Origin of the sequence: Pseudomonas serbiensis, from assembly GCF_030580745.1 — a bacterium.
Classification (GTDB): Bacteria; Pseudomonadota; Gammaproteobacteria; order Pseudomonadales; family Pseudomonadaceae; genus Aquipseudomonas; species Aquipseudomonas serbiensis.
In genome coordinates this window covers 121,755-140,711 of record NZ_JAUQOO010000003.1, presented here as the reverse complement: position 1 = coordinate 140,711, position 18,957 = coordinate 121,755, and the positions used below count along the sequence as shown (strand labels likewise).

The 18,957-nt window shown below is 59.0% G+C and carries 17 protein-coding genes; 8 read left to right on the top strand and 9 right to left on the bottom strand.

What is annotated here, in order from left to right:
- Positions 1 to 125: 125 nt before the first annotated feature.
- Entirely contained in the window at positions 126 to 617 is a 492-nt protein-coding gene (locus Q6A51_RS05510; protein WP_304574388.1) for a gluconokinase, read from the bottom strand.
- Between the two features lie 258 nt (positions 618 to 875).
- Between Q6A51_RS05510 and gntR the strand changes: the two genes are divergently transcribed.
- Positions 876 to 1,892, top strand: a complete 1,017-nt coding sequence (gntR, locus tag Q6A51_RS05505; protein ID WP_304574293.1) for an HTH-type transcriptional regulator GntR — start codon at positions 876 to 878, stop codon at positions 1,890 to 1,892.
- A gap of 75 nt (positions 1,893 to 1,967) precedes the next feature.
- On the opposite strand, the gene Q6A51_RS05500 is transcribed toward gntR, so the two are convergent.
- The 5 genes from Q6A51_RS05500 to glcD all read right to left on the bottom strand — a co-directional run bounded on the left by Q6A51_RS05500 (position 1,968) and on the right by glcD (position 8,526).
- Complete coding sequence (locus Q6A51_RS05500; RefSeq protein ID WP_201018523.1) at positions 1,968 to 4,139, bottom strand: malate synthase G; 2,172 nt, start codon at positions 4,137 to 4,139, stop codon at positions 1,968 to 1,970.
- 163 nt (positions 4,140 to 4,302) lie between these two features.
- Complete coding sequence (locus Q6A51_RS05495; RefSeq protein ID WP_201018524.1) at positions 4,303 to 4,710, bottom strand: heme-binding protein; 408 nt, start codon at positions 4,708 to 4,710, stop codon at positions 4,303 to 4,305.
- 20 nt (positions 4,711 to 4,730) lie between these two features.
- A complete protein-coding gene (glcF, locus tag Q6A51_RS05490) occupies positions 4,731 to 5,963 on the bottom strand; it encodes a glycolate oxidase subunit GlcF (RefSeq protein WP_304574292.1) in 1,233 nt (410 codons plus the stop codon).
- Positions 5,964 to 5,965: 2 nt separating this feature from the next.
- A complete protein-coding gene (gene glcE, locus Q6A51_RS05485) occupies positions 5,966 to 7,027 on the bottom strand; it encodes a glycolate oxidase subunit GlcE (RefSeq protein WP_304574291.1) in 1,062 nt (353 codons plus the stop codon).
- On the bottom strand, positions 7,027 to 8,526 hold the full coding sequence (gene glcD, locus Q6A51_RS05480) for a glycolate oxidase subunit GlcD (RefSeq protein WP_201002823.1): 1,500 nt from the start codon (positions 8,524 to 8,526) through the stop codon (positions 7,027 to 7,029). Before glcD ends, glcE begins: the two co-directional genes overlap by 1 nt.
- A gap of 236 nt (positions 8,527 to 8,762) precedes the next feature.
- Here glcD and glcC point away from each other — a divergent pair, with 236 nt between their 5' ends.
- The 3 genes from glcC to hppD all read left to right on the top strand — a co-directional run bounded on the left by glcC (position 8,763) and on the right by hppD (position 11,504).
- Positions 8,763 to 9,530, top strand: coding sequence for a transcriptional regulator GlcC (glcC, locus tag Q6A51_RS05475; RefSeq protein WP_201002821.1), 768 nt, complete (start codon positions 8,763 to 8,765; stop codon positions 9,528 to 9,530).
- An 83-nt stretch (positions 9,531 to 9,613) separates the two neighbouring features.
- Positions 9,614 to 10,279, top strand: a complete 666-nt coding sequence (gene maiA / locus Q6A51_RS05470) for a maleylacetoacetate isomerase (RefSeq protein ID WP_304574290.1) — start codon at positions 9,614 to 9,616, stop codon at positions 10,277 to 10,279.
- A gap of 145 nt (positions 10,280 to 10,424) precedes the next feature.
- Positions 10,425 to 11,504, top strand: coding sequence for a 4-hydroxyphenylpyruvate dioxygenase (gene hppD / locus Q6A51_RS05465; protein ID WP_304574289.1), 1,080 nt, complete (start codon positions 10,425 to 10,427; stop codon positions 11,502 to 11,504).
- Positions 11,505 to 11,639: 135 nt separating this feature from the next.
- Here the strand turns inward: hppD and Q6A51_RS05460 are convergent, their stop codons facing one another.
- Positions 11,640 to 12,422: an IclR family transcriptional regulator gene (locus tag Q6A51_RS05460; RefSeq protein WP_304574288.1), complete on the bottom strand. Its 783-nt coding sequence runs from the start codon at positions 12,420 to 12,422 to the stop codon at positions 11,640 to 11,642.
- 130 nt (positions 12,423 to 12,552) lie between these two features.
- On the opposite strand from Q6A51_RS05460, the gene hmgA reads away from it, so the two are divergent.
- A complete protein-coding gene (gene hmgA, locus Q6A51_RS05455; RefSeq protein WP_304574287.1) occupies positions 12,553 to 13,857 on the top strand; it encodes a homogentisate 1,2-dioxygenase in 1,305 nt (434 codons plus the stop codon).
- The gene (fahA, locus tag Q6A51_RS05450) at positions 13,857 to 15,149 is read left to right on the top strand and encodes a fumarylacetoacetase (RefSeq protein ID WP_304574286.1); all 1,293 of its coding nucleotides are present in this window, start codon (positions 13,857 to 13,859) and stop codon (positions 15,147 to 15,149) included. The genes hmgA and fahA overlap by 1 nt, the downstream gene beginning before the upstream one ends.
- Here the strand turns inward: fahA and Q6A51_RS05445 are convergent.
- Positions 15,089 to 16,132 (bottom strand): GlxA family transcriptional regulator, encoded by a 1,044-nt coding sequence (locus Q6A51_RS05445; protein ID WP_304574285.1) that lies wholly within the window; start codon positions 16,130 to 16,132, stop codon positions 15,089 to 15,091. The two genes, fahA and Q6A51_RS05445, sit on opposite strands and share 61 nt — an antisense overlap.
- Before the next feature lie 115 nt (positions 16,133 to 16,247).
- Between Q6A51_RS05445 and Q6A51_RS05440 the strand changes: the two genes are divergently transcribed.
- The gene (locus Q6A51_RS05440; RefSeq protein WP_304574284.1) at positions 16,248 to 16,925 is read left to right on the top strand and encodes a DJ-1/PfpI family protein; all 678 of its coding nucleotides are present in this window, start codon (positions 16,248 to 16,250) and stop codon (positions 16,923 to 16,925) included.
- Here the strand turns inward: Q6A51_RS05440 and Q6A51_RS05435 are convergent.
- Positions 16,909 to 17,529 (bottom strand): TetR/AcrR family transcriptional regulator, encoded by a 621-nt coding sequence (locus Q6A51_RS05435; RefSeq protein WP_201018533.1) that lies wholly within the window; start codon positions 17,527 to 17,529, stop codon positions 16,909 to 16,911. The two genes, Q6A51_RS05440 and Q6A51_RS05435, sit on opposite strands and share 17 nt — an antisense overlap.
- Before the next feature lie 194 nt (positions 17,530 to 17,723).
- Here Q6A51_RS05435 and Q6A51_RS05430 point away from each other — a divergent pair, with 194 nt between their 5' ends.
- Positions 17,724 to 18,833, top strand: a complete 1,110-nt coding sequence (locus tag Q6A51_RS05430) for an MBL fold metallo-hydrolase (RefSeq protein ID WP_304574283.1) — start codon at positions 17,724 to 17,726, stop codon at positions 18,831 to 18,833.
- The last annotated feature ends 124 nt before the right edge of the window (positions 18,834 to 18,957 follow it).

Genomic DNA, 18,957 nt, shown 5'->3' with positions numbered 1-18,957 from the left:
GTTTTATAGGAGCAATTCAAAAGCGTGATCGTTCCTGGTGAGTCTGTGTGCGTCGAGAATGATCACGCCCTACCATTTGGCGCTGTCCTGTTTTCAAGACAGCGCTGTCTTTCGCACTCACGCCTTTAGCCGGCTAGCGAGTCTTTCCACCAGGCCGAGGCTTGCTTGCCAATGGTGTCCACAGACTGAGTCGCATCGACGACCAGAGTCCTGGGTTCGCCATGAGGCGGTTCAAGGGTTGCGAACTGGCTGTCCACCAGACTGGCCGGCATGAAATGCCCCGGTCGATGTGCGCAGCGGTCGGTCGCGACTTCCTTGCTCAACTCCAGAAAGACAAATCCCAGGCCCGGCACGGCTTCGCGCAGACGTTCGCGGTAGCGAAGCTTGAGGGCGGAGCAGGTCAGGACCGGACGTTCGCCATTTTTCACGGCAGCAGCCATTTCCTCGCCAAGACGAGTCAGCCAGCCGGCACGGTCTTCGTCATTGAGGGGAGTGCCAGCGCTCATCTTTTCGATATTGGCGGGGGGGTGAAAGGCATCGCCTTCGATCAGGCGACCGCCACTGTTGAGGGCAATTTCTGCGCCGGCCACACTCTTGCCGCAGCCGGAAACACCCATCACCACAAGGGCGGAAATAGCAGTATTCGCAGTTGTCACATTAGATACCTCATCTGGAGACAGCGCTGTCTTTGTCCGGTGGAAGCAAAGTTCAGTCTGGGCTGTTCCAGTTCTTGTCGTTGTTTTGGGTGTAGCCATATCATTGCAGGCTGTTCGCGCAGTGAGCGCCCGCGAGAAAGCATTGTCACGATCCATGAGACAGCGCTACCTTAGGGGGCATTGAATACATTTGGCAACCCCTATGTTAGTTGGCAATAGATGACCCGCATTGGTTCCCGCTCCACAGGCCGTCCGACCCTTAATGAAGTTGCGCAGCTTGCCGCCGTTTCGCCTATCACGGCTTCCCGTGCATTGCGTGGTGTTGCCACCGTTGCTCCAGAGCTGGTGGACAAGGTTCGCGCAGCAGCGCAAAGCCTGGGCTATGTCGCGAATCCTGCGGCCCGCGCCCTGGCGTCATCCTGTAGCCAGACCGTAGTGGTGCTGGTGCCTTCGCTCTCCAACCAGTTATTCATCGATACCCTGGAAGCCATTCAGGGCGTGCTGCGCACTCGCGGTCTGGAAGTGATGATCGGTAACTATCACTACTCGCCAGACGAGGAAGAAAAGCTGCTGCGCAATCATTTGGTCAATCGGCCCAGAGGCATCCTGCTGACCGGTTTCGACCACACGCCCGCGTCGCGTCAGATGCTGGAGGCCAGCGGTATTCCCTGTGTTCATATGATGGAGCTGGATATCGAGCGCGAGGCTTATTGCGTGGGGTTTTCCCAGGAAGATGCCGGAGCGCAGGCGGCGCGGCATCTGCTGGGGCGCGGGCGCAAGCGTCTGGTCTATATGGCGGCCCAGCTCGACCCGCGGGTATTGAGACGTGGCGTGGGTTTTCGTCAGGTGCTGGAGGAGGCGGGGTTGTACGACCCTGAGCTGCAAGTCTCGACGCCGCAACCGTCTTCCATCGGTCTTGGCAGCGAATTGTTCGCGCAATTGCTGGAGCGGTATCCTGATGTGGACGGCATCTTCTTCTGCAACGACGACCTTGCACAGGGCGCGTCCCTTGAGGCCTTGCGCCGTGGGATTGCGATACCGGAGCAGGTTTCCCTGGTGGGGTTCAACGATTTGCCCGGCTCGGCCCACATGTTCCCGCGTCTGACTTCGATCCGCACACCGCGCCAGGAAGTCGGGCAACGCGCTGCACAAGTACTGCTGGGCCTGCTTGAAGGGCTGGCCCAGCCACCTCATGTGGACCTGGGTTTTGAGCTGGTGGTACGCGAAAGCTCCTGACACCCCCGTAGGAGCGAATTTATTCGCGAAAAAAATGACTTTGCGAATGAATGACCTTCGCGAATGAATTCACTCCTACTTTTTGAACCCCAACCGGAACTTATGCAGCAACGGTTCGGTATAACCGCTGGGTTGTTCGGTGCCCTTGAGCACCAGCGCGCAGGCCGCCTGGAAGGCGACGGATTTCTTGAAGTCCGCCGCCATGGGCCGATAGCGCGAGTCCCCGGCGTTCTGTTTGTCGACCACCCTGGCCATGCGCTCCAGAATGCCCAGCACGAACTCCTGATCGATCACGTCATGGTACAGCCAGTTGGCCATGTGCTGGCTCGAGATGCGCAGCGTTGCCCGGTCCTCCATCAGGCCTACGTTGTGAATGTCCGGCACCTTGGAGCAACCGACGCCCTGCTCGACCCAGCGCACCACATAACCGAGCAAGCCCTGGGCATTGTTCTCGACTTCTGCACGAATCTGCTCCACAGACCAGTCCGTCTTGTTGGCAACCGGGATGCTCAGCAGGTCATCCAGCAACTGTTCGCTGATATCGGCCAGCTTGATCTGTTGCAGCTCTTCCTGGACCTTGGTCACATCGACCTTGTGATAGTGCAGCGCATGCAAGGTCGCGGCGGTCGGTGAGGGCACCCAGGCCGTGCTGGCTCCGGATTGCGGGTGGATGATTTTCTGCTCCAGCATGTCGGCCATGCGATCGGGCATCGCCCACATGCCTTTGCCGATCTGCGCCCGTCCGCGCAGGCCGCAGGTCAGGCCGACCAGCACGTTGTTACGCTCGTAAGCCTTGATCCAGGGCGTGTTTTTCATGTCGCCTTTGCGCAATACCGGGCCGGCCTGCATGGCGCTGTGGATTTCATCGCCGGTACGGTCCAGAAAGCCGGTGTTGATAAAGGCAACCCGCGTCGAGGCTGCATCGATGCAGGCCTTGAGGTTGACGCTGGTGCGGCGTTCTTCATCCATGATGCCCATTTTCAGGGTGTTTCGCGGCAGTTTGAGCAGGTCCTCGATATGGCTGAACAGTTGACCGGCGAATGCCACTTCCTGAGGGCCATGCATCTTGGGTTTGACGATATAGATACTGCCTGCACGGGAATTGCCACGACGTTTCAGGTCATGCAGGCCGATCAGGCTGGTTATCACGCCATCGAGGATGCCTTCGGGAATTTCATGTTCCTGGCGGTCCAGAATGGCGGGGCTGGTCATCAGATGGCCTACGTTGCGGATCAGCAACAGAGAGCGCCCCGGCAGTTTCAGTTCACCACCATTGGCGGCCTTGTAGGCACGGTCTGCATTGAGACGACGGGTGATGGTCTTGCCGCCTTTTACCAGTTCCTCGCTCAGGTCACCCTTCATCAGGCCCAGCCAGTTGCGATAGACCGACACCTTGTCGTCGGCATCCACGGCGGTGACCGAGTCTTCGCAGTCGATGATGGTTGAAAGCGCCGATTCGATCAGCAGATCCTTGATCCCGGCGATATCGTTGCTGCCGATGGCGTGTTTGTGGTCGATCTGGATTTCCACATGCAAGCCATTGTTCTTCAGTAGCACGGCGGTCGGATGCTGGGGATCGCCCTGATAGCCGAGGTATTTTTCCGGCTGTTTCAGACCGGTTTCACTGTCATCTGCCAGCCTGATCTGTAGCTTGCCGTCGATGATCGCGTAATGCCGCGCATCGATGTGCGTGCCTCGGGCGAGGGGGGCGATTTCGTCCAGCAGTTCACGGGCAAAGACGATGACCTTGGCTCCGCGCAGCGGGTTGTAACCGGCACTGATTTCCGCGCCTTCGCTGGTGGGAATCGCATCGGTGCCGTACAGGGCGTCATACAGCGAACCCCAGCGTGCATTGGCCGCATTCAGTGCGTATCGAGCATTGCTGGCAGGGACCACCAATTGCGGGCCGGCCTGGTCGCTGATTTCCAGATCCACATTGGACGTGGTGGCGCAGACCTGCTCAGGCACCGGATGCAGATAGCCGATGGATTGCAGAAAACTGCGATAGGCCGGCATATCGCTGATCGGGCCGGGATGCGCCTTGTGCCATTTATCCAGCTCACCTTGCAGGCGGTCACGTTCTGCCAGCAAGTCGCGGTTCAGGGGGGCCAGCTCATGTACCAGAGCGTCGAACCCTTCCCAGAATTCTTCGCGATCCAGCCCTGTGCCCGGCAGTACTTCTTCATCGATGAAGCGTTGCAGATTGACTGCCACTTTCAGACGTTGGCATTTGATGAAATCAGTCATGGTCAGGCCTCATCCCTGATGGGTTTGTATAAAACAGGGGCAGGTAGGAGAGGATTTATCCGCGAGACGTCATTGAAGACGATAGATCCTCTTCGGATATACGGGCCTCTCGCGAATGAATTCGCTCCTACGAAAACTCCACTTAATTCATGATGTGCGCACATCAATCAGCATTCAGCGCCGCAATCCCGGCCTTCGCTACCTGGGCATCCTGGTCGGCTTTCACACCCGACACGCCCACCGCACCGATGACCTGCCCATCGATAATCACCGGCACGCCACCTTCCAGCGAGGTCAGCAAAGGCGCGCTGAGAAATGCCGTACGACCGCCGTTGACCATCTCTTCATAACCCTTGGACTCACGACGGCCCAGTGCGGAAGTACGGGCTTTTTCCACGCTGATGTAACTGCTGATCGCGGCTGCGCCGTCCAGACGTTCAAAGGCCAGCAGGTGACCGCCGTCATCGACCACGGCAATGGACACGGCCCAGTTATTGGCCAGCGCCTCGTCGCGGGCGGCAATCAGCATTTGGCTTACTTCGGTCTGGGTCAGAACGGCTTTTATTTTCATGGGATTCTCCAGATTGGTTTTCAGTGAGATTCAGAAGGGGTGAGGGCCTGATCGATCAATTCGATCCAGTGCCGCACCGGTGTCCGGTTGGCGCCCGAGAGATGAGTCTGGCAGCCGATATTGGCGGTAGCGATAACGTTTGGCTTTCCACTTTCCAGAGCGTTCATTCTGTTATCGCGTAATTGACGCGACAACTCAGGCTGGGTGATGGAGTAGGTGCCTGCCGAGCCACAGCATAGATGCCCGTCGGGGACTGTGGTGAGGTTAAAGCCCAGGCGTGTCAGCACTCGCTCGACTTCTCCGCCGAGCTTTTGCGCGTGCTGCAAGGTACAAGGGCAATGGAACGCCAGGCGCAGGTCGCTTTTGATGCCAAGCGCCTGCAACGGTTCATCGCGCAGCACCTCCACCAGATCCTTGCTCAAGGCGCTGACCCGCGCGGCTTTGCTGGCATATTCAGGGTCATGGCGTAACAGATGACCATAATCCTTTACGAAGGCACCGCAACCGCTGGCCGTCTGGACGATGGCTTCGGCACCGCTCTCAATGGCCGGCCACCAGGCATCGATATTGCGCCGCGCCCGATCCAGCCCGGCGTCCTGAGCATTCAAATGGTAGTCCACGGCACCGCAGCAACCCGCCTCACTGATGGGCTGCACGCTGATGCCCAGCCTATCCAGCACCCTTGCGGTCGCCGCATTGGTATTGGGCGACAGGCCCGGCTGAACACAGCCTTCCAGCAAAAGCACCTGGCGTTCGTGGCGTTGTGCCGGACGGGCGCCTGCCGGGTATATCGAGGCCGGAAGTTTGGTTTTCAGGCTGTCGGGCAGCAAGGGGCGAAAGGTATTGCCCAGTTGCATCAGGGATTTGAACAGCCCGGCATGGGGAACGACATGGCGCAGGCTGTCGCGCAACAGACGCTGGCCCAACGGACGAGGCACGGCGGCATCGACCACGGCACGCCCGATGTCCAGCAGGTTGTGATAATCCACGCCCGATGGGCAGGTGGTTTCGCAATTGCGACAGCTCAGGCAGCGGTCCAGATGCAGCTGGGTTTTCTCGGTGACCTCATTGCCTTCCAGGACTTGCTTGATCAGATAAATGCGCCCGCGAGGACCGTCCAGCTCATCGCCGAGCAACTGATAGGTCGGGCAGGTGGCATTGCAGAAACCGCAATGCACACAACTGCGCAGGATGCTCTCGGCCTCTTCGGCGCGGGGCAGTTGTCTGGCGTGTTCGCTCAAGGTGGTCTGCATGATCAGAACTCCGCGTACATTCGGCCAGGGTTGAAGATGCCCTGCGGGTCGAGCCGGGCCTTGAGTTGCTGGTGATAACGCAGCAACGGTGTGGCCAGCGGCTGGAACGGGCTGTCCTCGTGACCCGCGTGATAGCACGTCGCATGACCGCCGATGGCCGTTACCAGACTGCGGATCGTTGTGCTGTCCGCGTCGGATTTCAGCCAGCGTTGCGCGCCGCCCCAGTCGAGCAACTGGTCGCCGGGCAGATCCAGTACGCCAGCGTTGTTGGGGACAGACAAACGCCACAAGGGGCGGCTGTCGAGGAAAAAGTCCAGACGCTGCTCGTTCAGGTCTTGCCAGTAATCGGGGTTGATTGTCTGGCCGCCGAGGCTGTCCCGTGCAGCGCTTACCGAGCCCTCGCCACCTTCAAGGCGCAGATGCAGGACGCGGCCATCATGGCTGGCGGCGCTGATCGGGATTGGCTGCTGACCCCATTCGGCCAGGCGTTGCAGAGCCTGAGCATTGTTCATTTCCAGTGCAATGCTGCTGCACTGACGCGGTTTTGGCAGAACCTTGAGTGACACTTCGGTCAGCAGCCCAAGACAGCCCAGGCTGCCTGCCATCAGGCGCGAGACGTCGTAACCGGCGACGTTTTTCATCACTTCGCCGCCAAAGCGCAAGTGTTTGCCCAGCCCGGTAATCACCCGTGTGCCGAGCACGAAATCCCGTACCGAGCCGGACCAGGGTCTGCGTGGCCCGGACAATCCGGCGGCGACCATGCCGCCAAGTGTGGCTTCGCCAAACCTTGGCGGTTCGCAGGGCAGCATTTGCCCGGCGTCATCGAGAGCTTGCATCAACTCGCTCAGTGGCGTGCCGGCGCGAGCGGTAATCACCAGTTCCGTCGGGTCGTAGCTGACGATGCCGCGATGCTCGCGGGTGTCGAGCACTTTGCCTGTCACGTTACGGCCCAGGAAAGACTTGCTGTTGCCGCCCTGAATCCGTAGCGGTGTTGCATCTTGCAGGGCCTGATTGACCTGATCGAGCAAGGCCTGGCTGGCATCGTTGTCATGGGTGTTCGCCATCAGAAACGCTCCAGTTCAGGGAAGGGCAACTGGCCCGCATGGATATGCATGGCGCCGAATTCCGCACAGCGGTGCAGGGTTGGAATGTTCTTGCCGGGGTTGAGCATGCCACTGGCATCGAAGGCTGCTTTTATCGCGTGGAAAAAGGTCAGCTCATCGCTGTTGAACTGGGCACACATCTGATTGATCTTTTCCCGTCCGACACCGTGTTCGCCGGTGATGCTGCCGCCCACCGCGACGCACAACTCAAGGATCTTGCCGCCCAGATTTTCGGCGCGTTCCAGTTCGCCCGGCTGGTTGGCATCGAACAGGATCAGCGGGTGCATGTTGCCGTCTCCGGCATGGAACACATTGGCGACCCGCAGGCCGTACTCTTCGGACAGCCGGGTAATGCCTTGCAGGACGCCGGGCAGTTCCCGGCGCGGAATAGTGCCGTCCATGCAGTAATAATCCGGCGACAGGCGCCCGACCGCCGGGAAGGCATTCTTGCGTCCGGCCCAGAAGCGCACGCGCTCGGCTTCGTCCCTGGCCTGACGCAGTTCGGTGGCGCCAGCTCTGGTCAGCACTTCCCGGACCCGTTCACAGTCATCGTGTACGTCGGCTTCGACGCCGTCGAGTTCGCACAGCAGAATGGCTTCGGCATCGACCGGATAACCGGCGTGAATGAAGTCCTCGGCGGCGCGAATCGCCAGGTTGTCCATCATTTCCAGCCCGCCGGGGATGATGCCGGCGGCGATGATATCGGCCACGGCCCGCCCGGCTTTTTCCACGGAATCAAAGGCCGCCAGCAGCACTTTGGCGACCTGCGGTCTGGGCAACAGTTTGACGGTCACTTCGGTGATGACGCCCAGCATGCCTTCGGAGCCGGTAAACAGCGCCAGCAGATCGAAGCCCGGAGAATCCAGCGCATCGCTACCCAGCGTCATGGGCTCACCTTCGACGCTGAGTATTTCGACCTTGAGCAGGTTGTGGACGGTCAGACCGTACTTGAGGCAATGCACACCGCCTGCGTTTTCCGCGACGTTACCGCCGATGGAGCAGGCGATCTGGGAAGAAGGGTCAGGCGCGTAATACAGACCGTGAGGCGCCGCAGCCTGGGAAATCGCCAGGTTGCGTACGCCCGGTTGAACCCGTGCCAGACGGGCGGCGGGGTCTATCTCCAGAATCTGATTGAAGCGCGCCATCACCAGCAATACACCTTTCTCCAGCGGCAAGGCACCACCGGAAAGACCGGTGCCTGCACCACGCGCTACCACCGGCACATGCCGTTCATGGCACAGCCTGAGCAAGGTCTGGACTTCTTCGATATGCCGGGGCAATGCCACCAGCATCGGAGTGGTCCGATAGGCAGACAGGCCATCGCACTCATAGGGCCGCAGCTCTTCGGGGCGATGCAGGATATCCAGATCCGGCAACTGCTGTTGCAGGTCATGCAGCAGTTGCTGCTTGTCGACGGCAGGCAGAGCGCCGTCGATGCGTTCGTCGTAGAGAATATTCATGGTGCAACCCAATGTTGTTTTTGTAGGGCTTGCGTTTACCGGTTTCAGGCAGCGGTTGGCTTGCATCATTGGCGTTCCCGGCTTTACTGTCCATGCTTTGCGCAGGTGGTCGAACCAGTTTTTCAGAGATTTACGGCGTTATTGCTTTTAAAACTCCTTGAAAATCATTGTCTTGTTGTGGATGTGGTTCGCTATCGGTTTATACCTTTGATCTGGTCATACCAGTTGGAGTGAGGATGGACGGCTCTGCAAAGCAGCGGGTTCCGCAAGTGGCGGATGTGGTCTGTGAGCGTATCGAGCGGCTGATCGTCGATGGCGTCCTGAAGGTGGGGCAACTGTTGCCCTCCGAGCGTCGCCTGACCGAAAAGCTTGGCGTTTCCCGCACCGCCCTGCGCGAAGGGCTGAAGTTGCTGCGGGCTCGGGGGATTATCGAGACCGAGCAGGGCAAGGGCTCGTTTGTCGCGCAAATGAACAGTCAGCAGCAAGTCTCACCGCTGATGCACCTGTTCGGTTCGCAACCGCGCACCCTGTATGACCTGTTCGAAGTGCGCAGCCTGCTGGAAGGCGAATCGGCGCGGCTTGCGGCCTTGCGCGGCACCGATGCGGATTTTGTTCTGATCACACGAAGCTATGACGCCCTGGTTGCGGCCCAGAGCCGGGAGCTTGAAGCCAGTGAACACGCTCGTCTGGACCACGCCTTCCATCTGGCGATCTGTGAGGCTTCGCATAATCCGGTGTTGGTGCAAACCTTGCGCTCGCTCACCGACCTGCTGCTCAACACGGTCTATGCCTCGGTCAACAATCTCTATCATCGCGAGCCGCAGAAGCGTCAGATCGACCGCCAGCATGCCCGCCTGTACAACGCCGTGACCGGCCGTCTCCCGGAACAGGCTCGCAAGGCCGCCCTCGCACATATTCAGAGCATCTGCGAAAACCTGCGGGAAATCGAAAACGAAGAGCAGCGGCTGGTGCGTTCGACCTTGCGTCTGCAAGGCTGGACGTGAGTGTTGGCTTGACAGGCGGCGGGTGATCCCGCAATTTACGCATAACGTAATGTATTTACGAAAATAATAACGAGCTTTCGCGAATGAATTCGCTCCCACGAGATATGGCTTGGCCTGGCCTGTTTACCTACTACCGCTCGACGGCCAGTTATCGCGTGCGCATCGCTCTTGCTCTCAAGGGGCTGGATTACACTGCGATTGCGGTCAATCTGGCCGGTGATGGCGGTGAACACCTCAAGCCGCAATACAAGGCCATCAATCCACAGTGTCGCGTACCAGCCTTGCAGCTTGAGAGCGGTGAGGTCATCACCCAGTCGCCTGCCATTATCGAATACCTCGAAGAGCGTTACCCGCAGCCACCTCTGCTTGCATCGGACCTGCTGCTACGTGCCCGGCAGCGGGCGGTGGCCGCCGTGATCGGGTGTGATATTCACCCGCTGCACAATGTCTCTGTGCTCAACCGTTTGCGTGGCATGGGGCATGACGAGGCAGAGGTCACAGGCTGGATTGGCCATTGGATAGGCGAAGGTCTGAATGCCGTCGAGCAGTTGATTGACGATGCGGCGTTCTGTTTTGGAGATGTGCCCAGCGTGGCAGATGTGTATCTTTTACCGCAGGTCTATGCGGCGCGGCGCTTCAAGGTCGACCTGGGCGCTTATCCGCGTATCGTCCAGGTCGAACGACAGGCGCTGCAATCTCCCGCCTTCCTGAAGGCTCACCCGGATGCACAACCGGACAAGCCGGACTAGGCTGAAACTTATGAAAACATTGGGTTTGCAACTGATTTTTGGTGACTTCCTGGCCCGCAGTGTTCGGGGCGTTCCCTGTGCGCCGCCCGCAGAAAAGTGATTTGGGCTGTCCCGCATTCTCACTTTTCCTGCAAGGAGCCAGACCATGGCTGATCTATACGAAAACCCGATGGGCCTGATGGGCTTTGAATTCATCGAATTCGCCTCGCCGACCCCCAATGTCCTTGAGCCTGTCTTCGAGATGATGGGCTTTACCAAGGTCGCGACCCATCGCTCCAAGGATGTGGTGCTGTATCGCCAGGGCGCGATCAACCTGATTCTCAATAACGAACCTCATAGCCTGGCCTCCTATTTCGCGGCCGAGCACGGGCCGTCGGTGTGTGGCATGGCGTTTCGGGTCAAGGATGCACAAAAGGCCTATAGCCGCGCCCTTGAGCTGGGGGCACAACCCGTCGAAATCGCCACCGGGCCTATGGAATTGCGCTTGCCGGCGATCAAGGGGATCGGCGGCGCGCCGCTGTACCTGATCGACCGTTTTGGCGAAGGCACCTCGATCTATGACATCGACTTCAACTTCATCGAAGGCGTGGACCGGCATCCCGAGGGCGCAGGCTTGAAGTTCATCGATCACCTGACCCACAACGTCTATCGCGGACGCATGGCGTATTGGGCGAACTTCTATGAAAAGCTGTTCAACTTCCGTGAGATTCGTTACTTCGACATCAAGGGTGAATACACCGGCCTGACGTCAAAGGCCATGACCGCACCCGATGGCATGATCCGTATTCCCCTGAACGAAGAGTCCTCCAAAGGCGCAGGCCAGATCGAAGAGTTCCTGATGCAGTTCAATGGCGAAGGCATCCAGCATGTGGCGTTCTTCACCGATGACCTGATCAAGACCTGGGATGCCCTGAAAGCCATCGGCATGCGCTTCATGACCGCGCCGCCGGAGACCTACTACGAAATGCTCGAAGGCCGCCTGCCTGACCATGGTGAGCCGGAAGCCGAATTGAAGTCCCGCGGCATCCTGCTCGATGGCTCCTCCGAGGGTGGCCAGCGCCGCCTGCTGTTGCAGATATTTTCCGAAACCCTGCTGGGGCCGGTGTTCTTCGAGTTCATCCAGCGCAAGGGAGACGATGGATTCGGCGAGGGCAATTTCAAGGCGCTGTTCGAGTCGATCGAACGCGATCAGATTCGGCGTGGAGTGTTGATGGCGGAGGAGTAGGAGGGGGGAGGGCTGTAAGCTGCAAGCTGCAAGCTGCAAGCTATAAGCTGCAAGCTATAAGCTATAAGCTGCAAGAAAGAGCAGATGGGCTTCTAATCTTGCAGCTTGCAGCTTATGGCTTGCAACTTATGACTTTCAGCTTTCAGCCCCCATCCGCCCACTGATCGCCTGTGCCGTTGCAAGTAATTGTCTGGCCGCAAGGTCCTGCGCCTTGCCGGTCAGGAGCGCGCCCGATCCCACCACTGTCACCACGCCTGCCAGTTTGTTGCCCATGGCAAAAACCGGAGAAGATACCGCGTTGACGCCGGGCATCAGCAGCCCTTGAATCTGATGCACGCCGTTGGCGCGAATCTGTTCGACATGCAGCTCGACGTCCTTGAGTTGCGCTGCGTTCAGGTGAGGGATTTCCTGTTCCCGTAGGGCGGCTGTTTCCCTGTCCGCCAGAAAGCTGGCGAAGACCAGGCCGGTAGAGGAACTCAGCAGTGGCAATACCGAACCGATCTGCGTCACCAGCGTGACCGCGCCTGTGGATTGCTCGACATAGACCACGGTTGGCCCTTTGTTGCCCCAGACTGCCAGGAAGCAGGTTTGATTCAGTTCGTCGCGCAAGGTCGCCAGATGAGGTGCGGCGACTTTCAGCACATCCAGCTTGCCCAGCGAGGCCAGGCCGACTTGTAGCGCTTCGCGACCCAGCCCGTAGTGGTTGGTGGCCCCGTCCTGTTCGGCAAAACCACTGGCAATAAGTGCCTGTAGATATCGATGAACCTTGCTGGCTGGCATGCCCAGATGCTCGGCCAGTTTCGACAACGACGTCGAAGGCGTCAGTTCGGCCAGAGCCTTGAGCACTCCCAGGCCGACTTCGGCCGCCTGAACCTTTTGCTGGCGTCCGTTTGCAGGGCTTTCGATTTCATCGGTCATGGGTGGGGCGCCAATCTGGAAAGGCAGCTTTTATAGCTTGACCACACCTCAAACTCAAATTACGTTATTCGTAATCGATTTACGATTTTTGATTCGCCGCTATGCGACCCAATAAAAACAAGAGGTCCAGATGCCTGTTCATCCCGATCACGAACCACTGGTGTATCAATCCGGCTTCGGCAATCACTTCAGCAGTGAAGCGCTGCCCGGTGCGTTGCCGGTCGGTCAGAACTCTCCGCAGAAACACACATTGGGGCTTTATGCCGAACTGCTGTCCGGTACGGCTTTCACGGTCCCGCGCGCCGAGGCCCGGCGTACCTGGCTATACAGAATCAAACCCTCGGCTGCCCATCCTCGATATGAGCGTTTGCTCCGGCAGATCACGGGGCTTGAACAAGGCCCGATCACACCCAATCGCCTGCGCTGGAATGCCTTCGATATTCCGGCTGAGCCCACGGACTTCATCGACGGTCTGATAGCGCTGGCCAGCACCAGTGCGGCCGATCAGGCAGAGGGCGTGAGCATTTACGTGTACCGCGCCAATGCCTCGATGCAGCGAGCATTCTTCAATGCCGATGGCGAGTGGCTGGTGGTGCCGCAGCAGGGAAGGTTGCGCATCGTCACTGAGCTGGGGCTGCTGGATATCGAGCCGCAGGAAATCGCAGTGCTGCCTCGCGGCATGAAATTCACAGTGCAACTGCTGGATGCCGCTGCCCGTGGCTATATCTGCGAGAACCACGGCAGTGCATTGCGCCTGCCGGATCTGGGGCCTATCGGCAGCAACGGGCTGGCCAACCCGCGAGATTTTCTGGCACCCACTGCTCGTTTCGAGAGCCGCGAAGCGCCGGTTGAACTGGTGCAGAAGTTTCTCGGCGAGCTGTGGTCCACGCAACTGGATCATTCACCCTTCGATGTGGTGGGCTGGCATGGCAACAACGTGCCGTACAAATATGACCTGCGTCGTTTCAATACCATCGGCACGGTCAGTTTCGATCATCCAGACCCTTCGATTTTCACGGTGCTCACGGCTCCGGGCGCGGTTCACGGGCAGGCCAATATCGACTTCGTGATCTTCCCGCCGCGCTGGATGGTGGCGGAAAACACTTTCCGGCCTCCGTGGTTCCACCGCAACCTGATGAACGAATTCATGGGCCTGATCGAGGGTGTCTACGATGCCAAGGCCGAAGGTTTCATGCCGGGCGGGGCATCGCTGCACAATTGCATGAGCGCCCACGGCCCCGACAATGCCACCGCAGAAAAAGCCATTGCCGCCGAACTCAAGCCCCACAAGATCGATAACACCCTGGCCTTCATGTTCGAGACTGGCAAGGTCCTGCGCCCCAGTCGCCATGCCTTGGACTGTGAGCAACTGCAACGCGATTACGACGCTTGCTGGAGTGACATGGCCAGGATTTTCAATAAGGAATTGCTTTGATGAGTGTTTCTTCAACCCGCCATAGCTGGATTGCCTCGGCCAACGGTCATCCCGATTTTCCCTTGCAAAACCTGCCGTTGGGCGTGTTCAGCCATGGCGATACAGGCCCGCGTGGTGGTGTGGCCATCGGCGATCTGGTGTTCGATCTGCAAGCGGCAGTGCAGGCCGGTTTCTTCGAGGGAGAAGCGCAAAAGGTCGCCGAGGTCGCCAGTCGTGATCAGTTGAATGACTTCTTTGCGCTGGGTGCTCCGGCGCGACGCACCTTGCGTGATGCCTTGCTGCAACTGTTTGCAGAGGACAGCCTGCAACGCGCCAGCCTGCAGGCCGCCAATCTGCTGCATCCCATCGCTGAATGCCGCCTGCATGTGCCTGCGCGGGTAGGGGACTACACCGACTTTTACGTGGGCATTCATCACGCGATGAACGTCGGCAAGTTGTTCCGCCCGGACAACCCCTTGCTGCCCAACTACAAGTACGTGCCCATCGCCTATCACGGTCGGGCCTCAACGCTGTGCATCTCCGATACGCCGATCCAGCGCCCCAACGGCCAGACATTGGCGCCGGGCCAGGAAGTACCGGTATTCGGTCCCTGCAAACGGCTGGATTACGAGCTGGAAATGGGCGTGTGGATCGGGCCGGGCAATGAGCAGGGCACGCCGATTGCGATTGATCGGGCGAGCGAGCATATCGCCGGTTTCTGCCTGCTCAACGACTGGTCGGCGCGGGATATCCAGGCCTGGGAATATCAGCCGCTGGGCCCGTTCCTGTCCAAGAGTTTTGCCACGACGATTTCTGCCTGGGTAGTGACCGCCGAAGCCCTGGCTCCGTTTCGCAGCCCTCAACCGCCACGTCCCGAAGGCGACCCGCAGCCGTTGCCGTACCTGTTCGATCCGACGGATCAGGAAAGCGGTGCGCTGGATATCGAACTGGAGGTCTTGCTGCTGACCGAACAGATGAAGGCTCAGGGCCTGGAGCCCCATCGTCTGGCCTTGAGCAACAGCCTGAACATGTACTGGACCGTGGCGCAAATGGTCACGCACCACAGCGTCAACGGCTGCAAGCTGCAACCGGGGGATCTGTTCGGTACAGGGACACTTTCCGGTCCGCAGGCCGGGCAGTTTGGCAGCCTGCTGGAGATGACCGAAGGCGGCAAGCAGGTCGTCAAACTGCCCAATGGCGAAGAGCGGCGCTTTCTGGAGCCGGGCGACGAAGTGATCCTGCGCGCCCGCTGTCATCGCGAAGGGCAGGTGTCTATCGGGTTCGGGGAGTGTCGGGGTGTGGTGCTGGGCTGAGCCTGATGCCTGAACCGTTCCCGATACGCCTGCGGCGTGACCGACATTGCCCTCAGGAAACTGCGGCGCAGTGTTTCTTCACTGCCAAAGCCGCATTGTGAGGCGATGCGTTTGATTGCCAGAGTGCTTTCACTCAGCAGCCGACGCGCAGCTTCCACGCGAAGCTGCTCGACAGCCTTGGCCGGTGTCGTGCCGGTCTGGGCGCTGTAATGGCGCACGAAACTGCGTTCGCTCATTCCGGTGCGGGCGGCGAGGCTGGCGACCGACAAGTCTGCATCCAGATTCTCCATCAGCCAGCCATGCAACTCGGCGAAGCGCTTCTCTGTGGGATGGCTGGCTTGCTGCATCGACAGCGCGTTGCTGAACTGCGCCTGTCCGCCGGGGCGCTTGAGAAACACTACCAGATCACGGGCTACCGCCAGCGCCATGGCATGCCCGAGGTCCTGTTCTATCAGGGCCAATGCCAGATCTATGCCCGCCGTGACCCCCGCCGAAGTCCAGAAGCGCCCGTCATTGATGAAGATCGGGTCGGGATCGACTTGCAAGCTCGGGAAGCGTTTGGCCAGTCGTTCGCAACTGTCCCAATGGGTCACTACGCGCCGATTATCCAGCAGCCCGGTCTGCGCCAGGATAAACGCACCTGAGCAGACGGAGGTCACACGCCGTGCTGTCATGGCCTGCTGCTGTATCCAGTTCACCAGTTCTGCATTTTCCATGGCAGCGCCAATGCCTCGACCACCGGCGATGATCAAGGTGTCGCAAGGTTCGGCGGCAGGCAGTGGCCATGTCTGCAAACCCAACCCGGCTGATGACATGACACTGCCCGGTTCTGTCGCCACGACCTTCATGGCGTAAGGCAGCGGTTTGCCCAGACCTTCCAGGCGTCGATTGGCCGAGGCAAACACCTGCAAAGGGCCGCAGACATCCAGGACCTGAACATCGGCGAAGGCAACGATATGGACGATTTTCGGGATGTCAGCCATGTAGAAGCCTTCATTTGATGTGATTGGCGTAATTAGTGGGTTTTGTGGCGTATCTGCCAAAGGTTATCCAGATACAGTTCATGCGTCCACCCACTTTCTGCATGGAGTTACCGAGATGACGTTGCATATCGGCCTGCTGGTGTTTCCCGATGTTCAGCAACTGGACCTGACCGGGCCTTACGAAGTCTTTGCTTCTTTGTCCGGGGTCAAGGTGCATATGGTCTGGAAGAGCCTGGAGCCGCTCACCTCCAGTACCGGTCTGGCGCTGTTGCCGACGGTGGATTTCAATGACTGCCCGCCGCTGGACGTCATTTGTATTCCCGGTGGTCTTGGCATCAATGCCTTGCTGGAGGACGAACAGACTCTGGAATTTATCCGGCACCAGGCTCGCACGGCACGTTATGTCACCTCCGTGTGTACTGGCGCATTGGTGTTGGGGGCCGCGGGGCTTTTACAAGGACGACGGGCAACCACCCATTGGGCCTCGCATCCTTTGTTGGCGGCCTTTGGGGCCATTGCCACTCAGGGGCGTGTGGTACGCGATGGCAATCTGGTGACCGGTGGCGGGGTGACGGCAGGGATCGATTTTGCCCTGACGCTGGTGGCCGAACTCTTCGATGAAGAACAGGCTCAGGCGATTCAACTGCAACTGGAATACGCTCCGGCACCGCCTTTCAATGCGGGTAATCCAACGACTGCGCCCGCCAGGATTCTGGCCATGACTCATCAGCGTCTGGCCGCATCCCTTGAGCAGCGGCACGAAATCGTCGGGCGCATCACTGACCGGGCTTGATCTCGTACCAGCCCAGAAACATGTCCAGTGCCGATTCGATCACTTCATCCTGTTTTTCGGGGGTGAGAATGTCGGCATTGAGGGTCAATTGCGGCCAGAAGGCGAAGGACTTGAGCAGGGCATGCATCTGGGAGGCGGCGAAGCCGGGGTCGGTGGGTTTGAGGCGCCCATCATTCTGGGCGGCGCGAATCCATGTGGTGAACGTCTCTTCACGCTCGTTGATACGTGTCATCCATGCTTGAGCACGATCGGGAGAGTGAATGGTGGCGCCGATGACCACCCGTGCCAGGTCCAGGAAGTTACTGTCCGTCAGGGAGTCCATCTTGTGTCGCAACAAGTCGCGCAACTGTTCGCGCAGGCTGGTATCGCGTCGATAAGGCGCATCGGGCGATGGGGCCGCGCACGTCCACAGGCGCTGGATGATTTCCGCAAAAAGCTCTTCCTTGCTGGGGAAGTGGTTGTAGACCGTACGTTTTGAAACCTCTGCCCGTGCGGCAATGCGGTCCATGCTGGTGACTTCGAAACCACGATCACGAAATTCGGCAATGGCTGCCATGACAATGGATTCGCGTTTCTGGTCGGTAAGTCGCATGGGTGCTGTCATAAGTTCGCTTCAAACGTGCGTTTAGAGAAAAGTACACTCGGCAGTTTACTTGTCGTGGCGAATGATGCAAGCTTAAAACTACACCGTGTAGTGTAAAGCACTGTTACACATTTTTCATGCTACGCCCCGTAAGGTGCGTATAGCTTGAAGCCGCATGTCAGGAATCTCGACCTGTTATCAGGAGTCTGCAAACCATGGCCATGACAAACCCCAAAACCGATGCTTCTTCATTGCCTGTCTTGTCTCGTCACGAGGGGCGCTACCGTAACCACGCGCCAGTCAAGTCGCTGGGGTTTGTCCGCACGCTCGGGGTGTTCTGGAATGCCATGTTCAACAAGCCCAGAGAAACCCGGCCTGCCGGCGAGATTCCTGTTCAACCCCTGTCGCGCCAGCAACTGCTGGCGGCACCGGACAAGACGGTGTTCCGTCTTGGGCACTCAACAGTGCTGCTCAAATTGCACAATGAGTTCTGGCTGACCGATCCGGTCTTTGCCGAGCGCGCTTCGCCGGTGCAGTGGGCTGGCCCGAAACGTTTTCATCAGCCGCCGATCAGCCTTGAAGAACTGCCGCCACTCAAGGCGGTGATTCTGTCGCATAACCACTACGATCATCTTGATCACATGGCCATCAAGGCACTGATGGACAAGACCGAGCATTTCCTGACGCCTCTGGGCGTGGGCGATACCTTGATCGAATGGGGTGTGCCTGCGCACAAGGTCCGGCAACTGGATTGGTGGCAGTCCACCGAAGTGTCGGGCATCCGTTTCGTCGCTACGCCATCGCAGCACTTTTCCGGACGGACTCTGCTCGACAGCAATAAAACCCTCTGGGCGTCCTGGGTGATCCTCACGGATGAGCAACGGATCTTCTTCAGTGGCGACACCGGCTACTTCGATGGCTTCAAGACCATCGGCGAGCAATACGGGCCTTTCGACCTGACGCTGATGGAAACTGGTGCCTACAACGTCCAGTGGCCGGATGTGCATATGCAGCCAGAGCAGACGCTGCAAGCGCATATCGACCTGGGTGGCCGCTGGCTGTTGCCGATTCATAACGGCACGTTCGATCTGGCGATGCATGCCTGGCACGAACCGTTCGACCGCATTCTGACACTGGCGTGGGAGCAGAATGTTTCCATTACCACGCCGCGAATGGGGCAGCCGTTCTACATCCAGTATCCTTGCCGTGGCGAAACCTGGTGGCTGGAAGTGGATGAAATCGACGAGCCGGCAGAGCCCGTCAAAGCTGCCGTTACCAGGCGCGAATCTCAAGGTTGCGGCAACTGCCGTCGGCAGAATGCCTGATGTTTCGAGGCCTGTTACACCGTGTAACGAGGTTGGCCCCGAAGAGAGCGAAGCTTATGGAAGGGGAGGCGGCGTGATCGTATTTTGATGTTATCTTTCTTGCGCTGACCCGATCCGCCGTCAG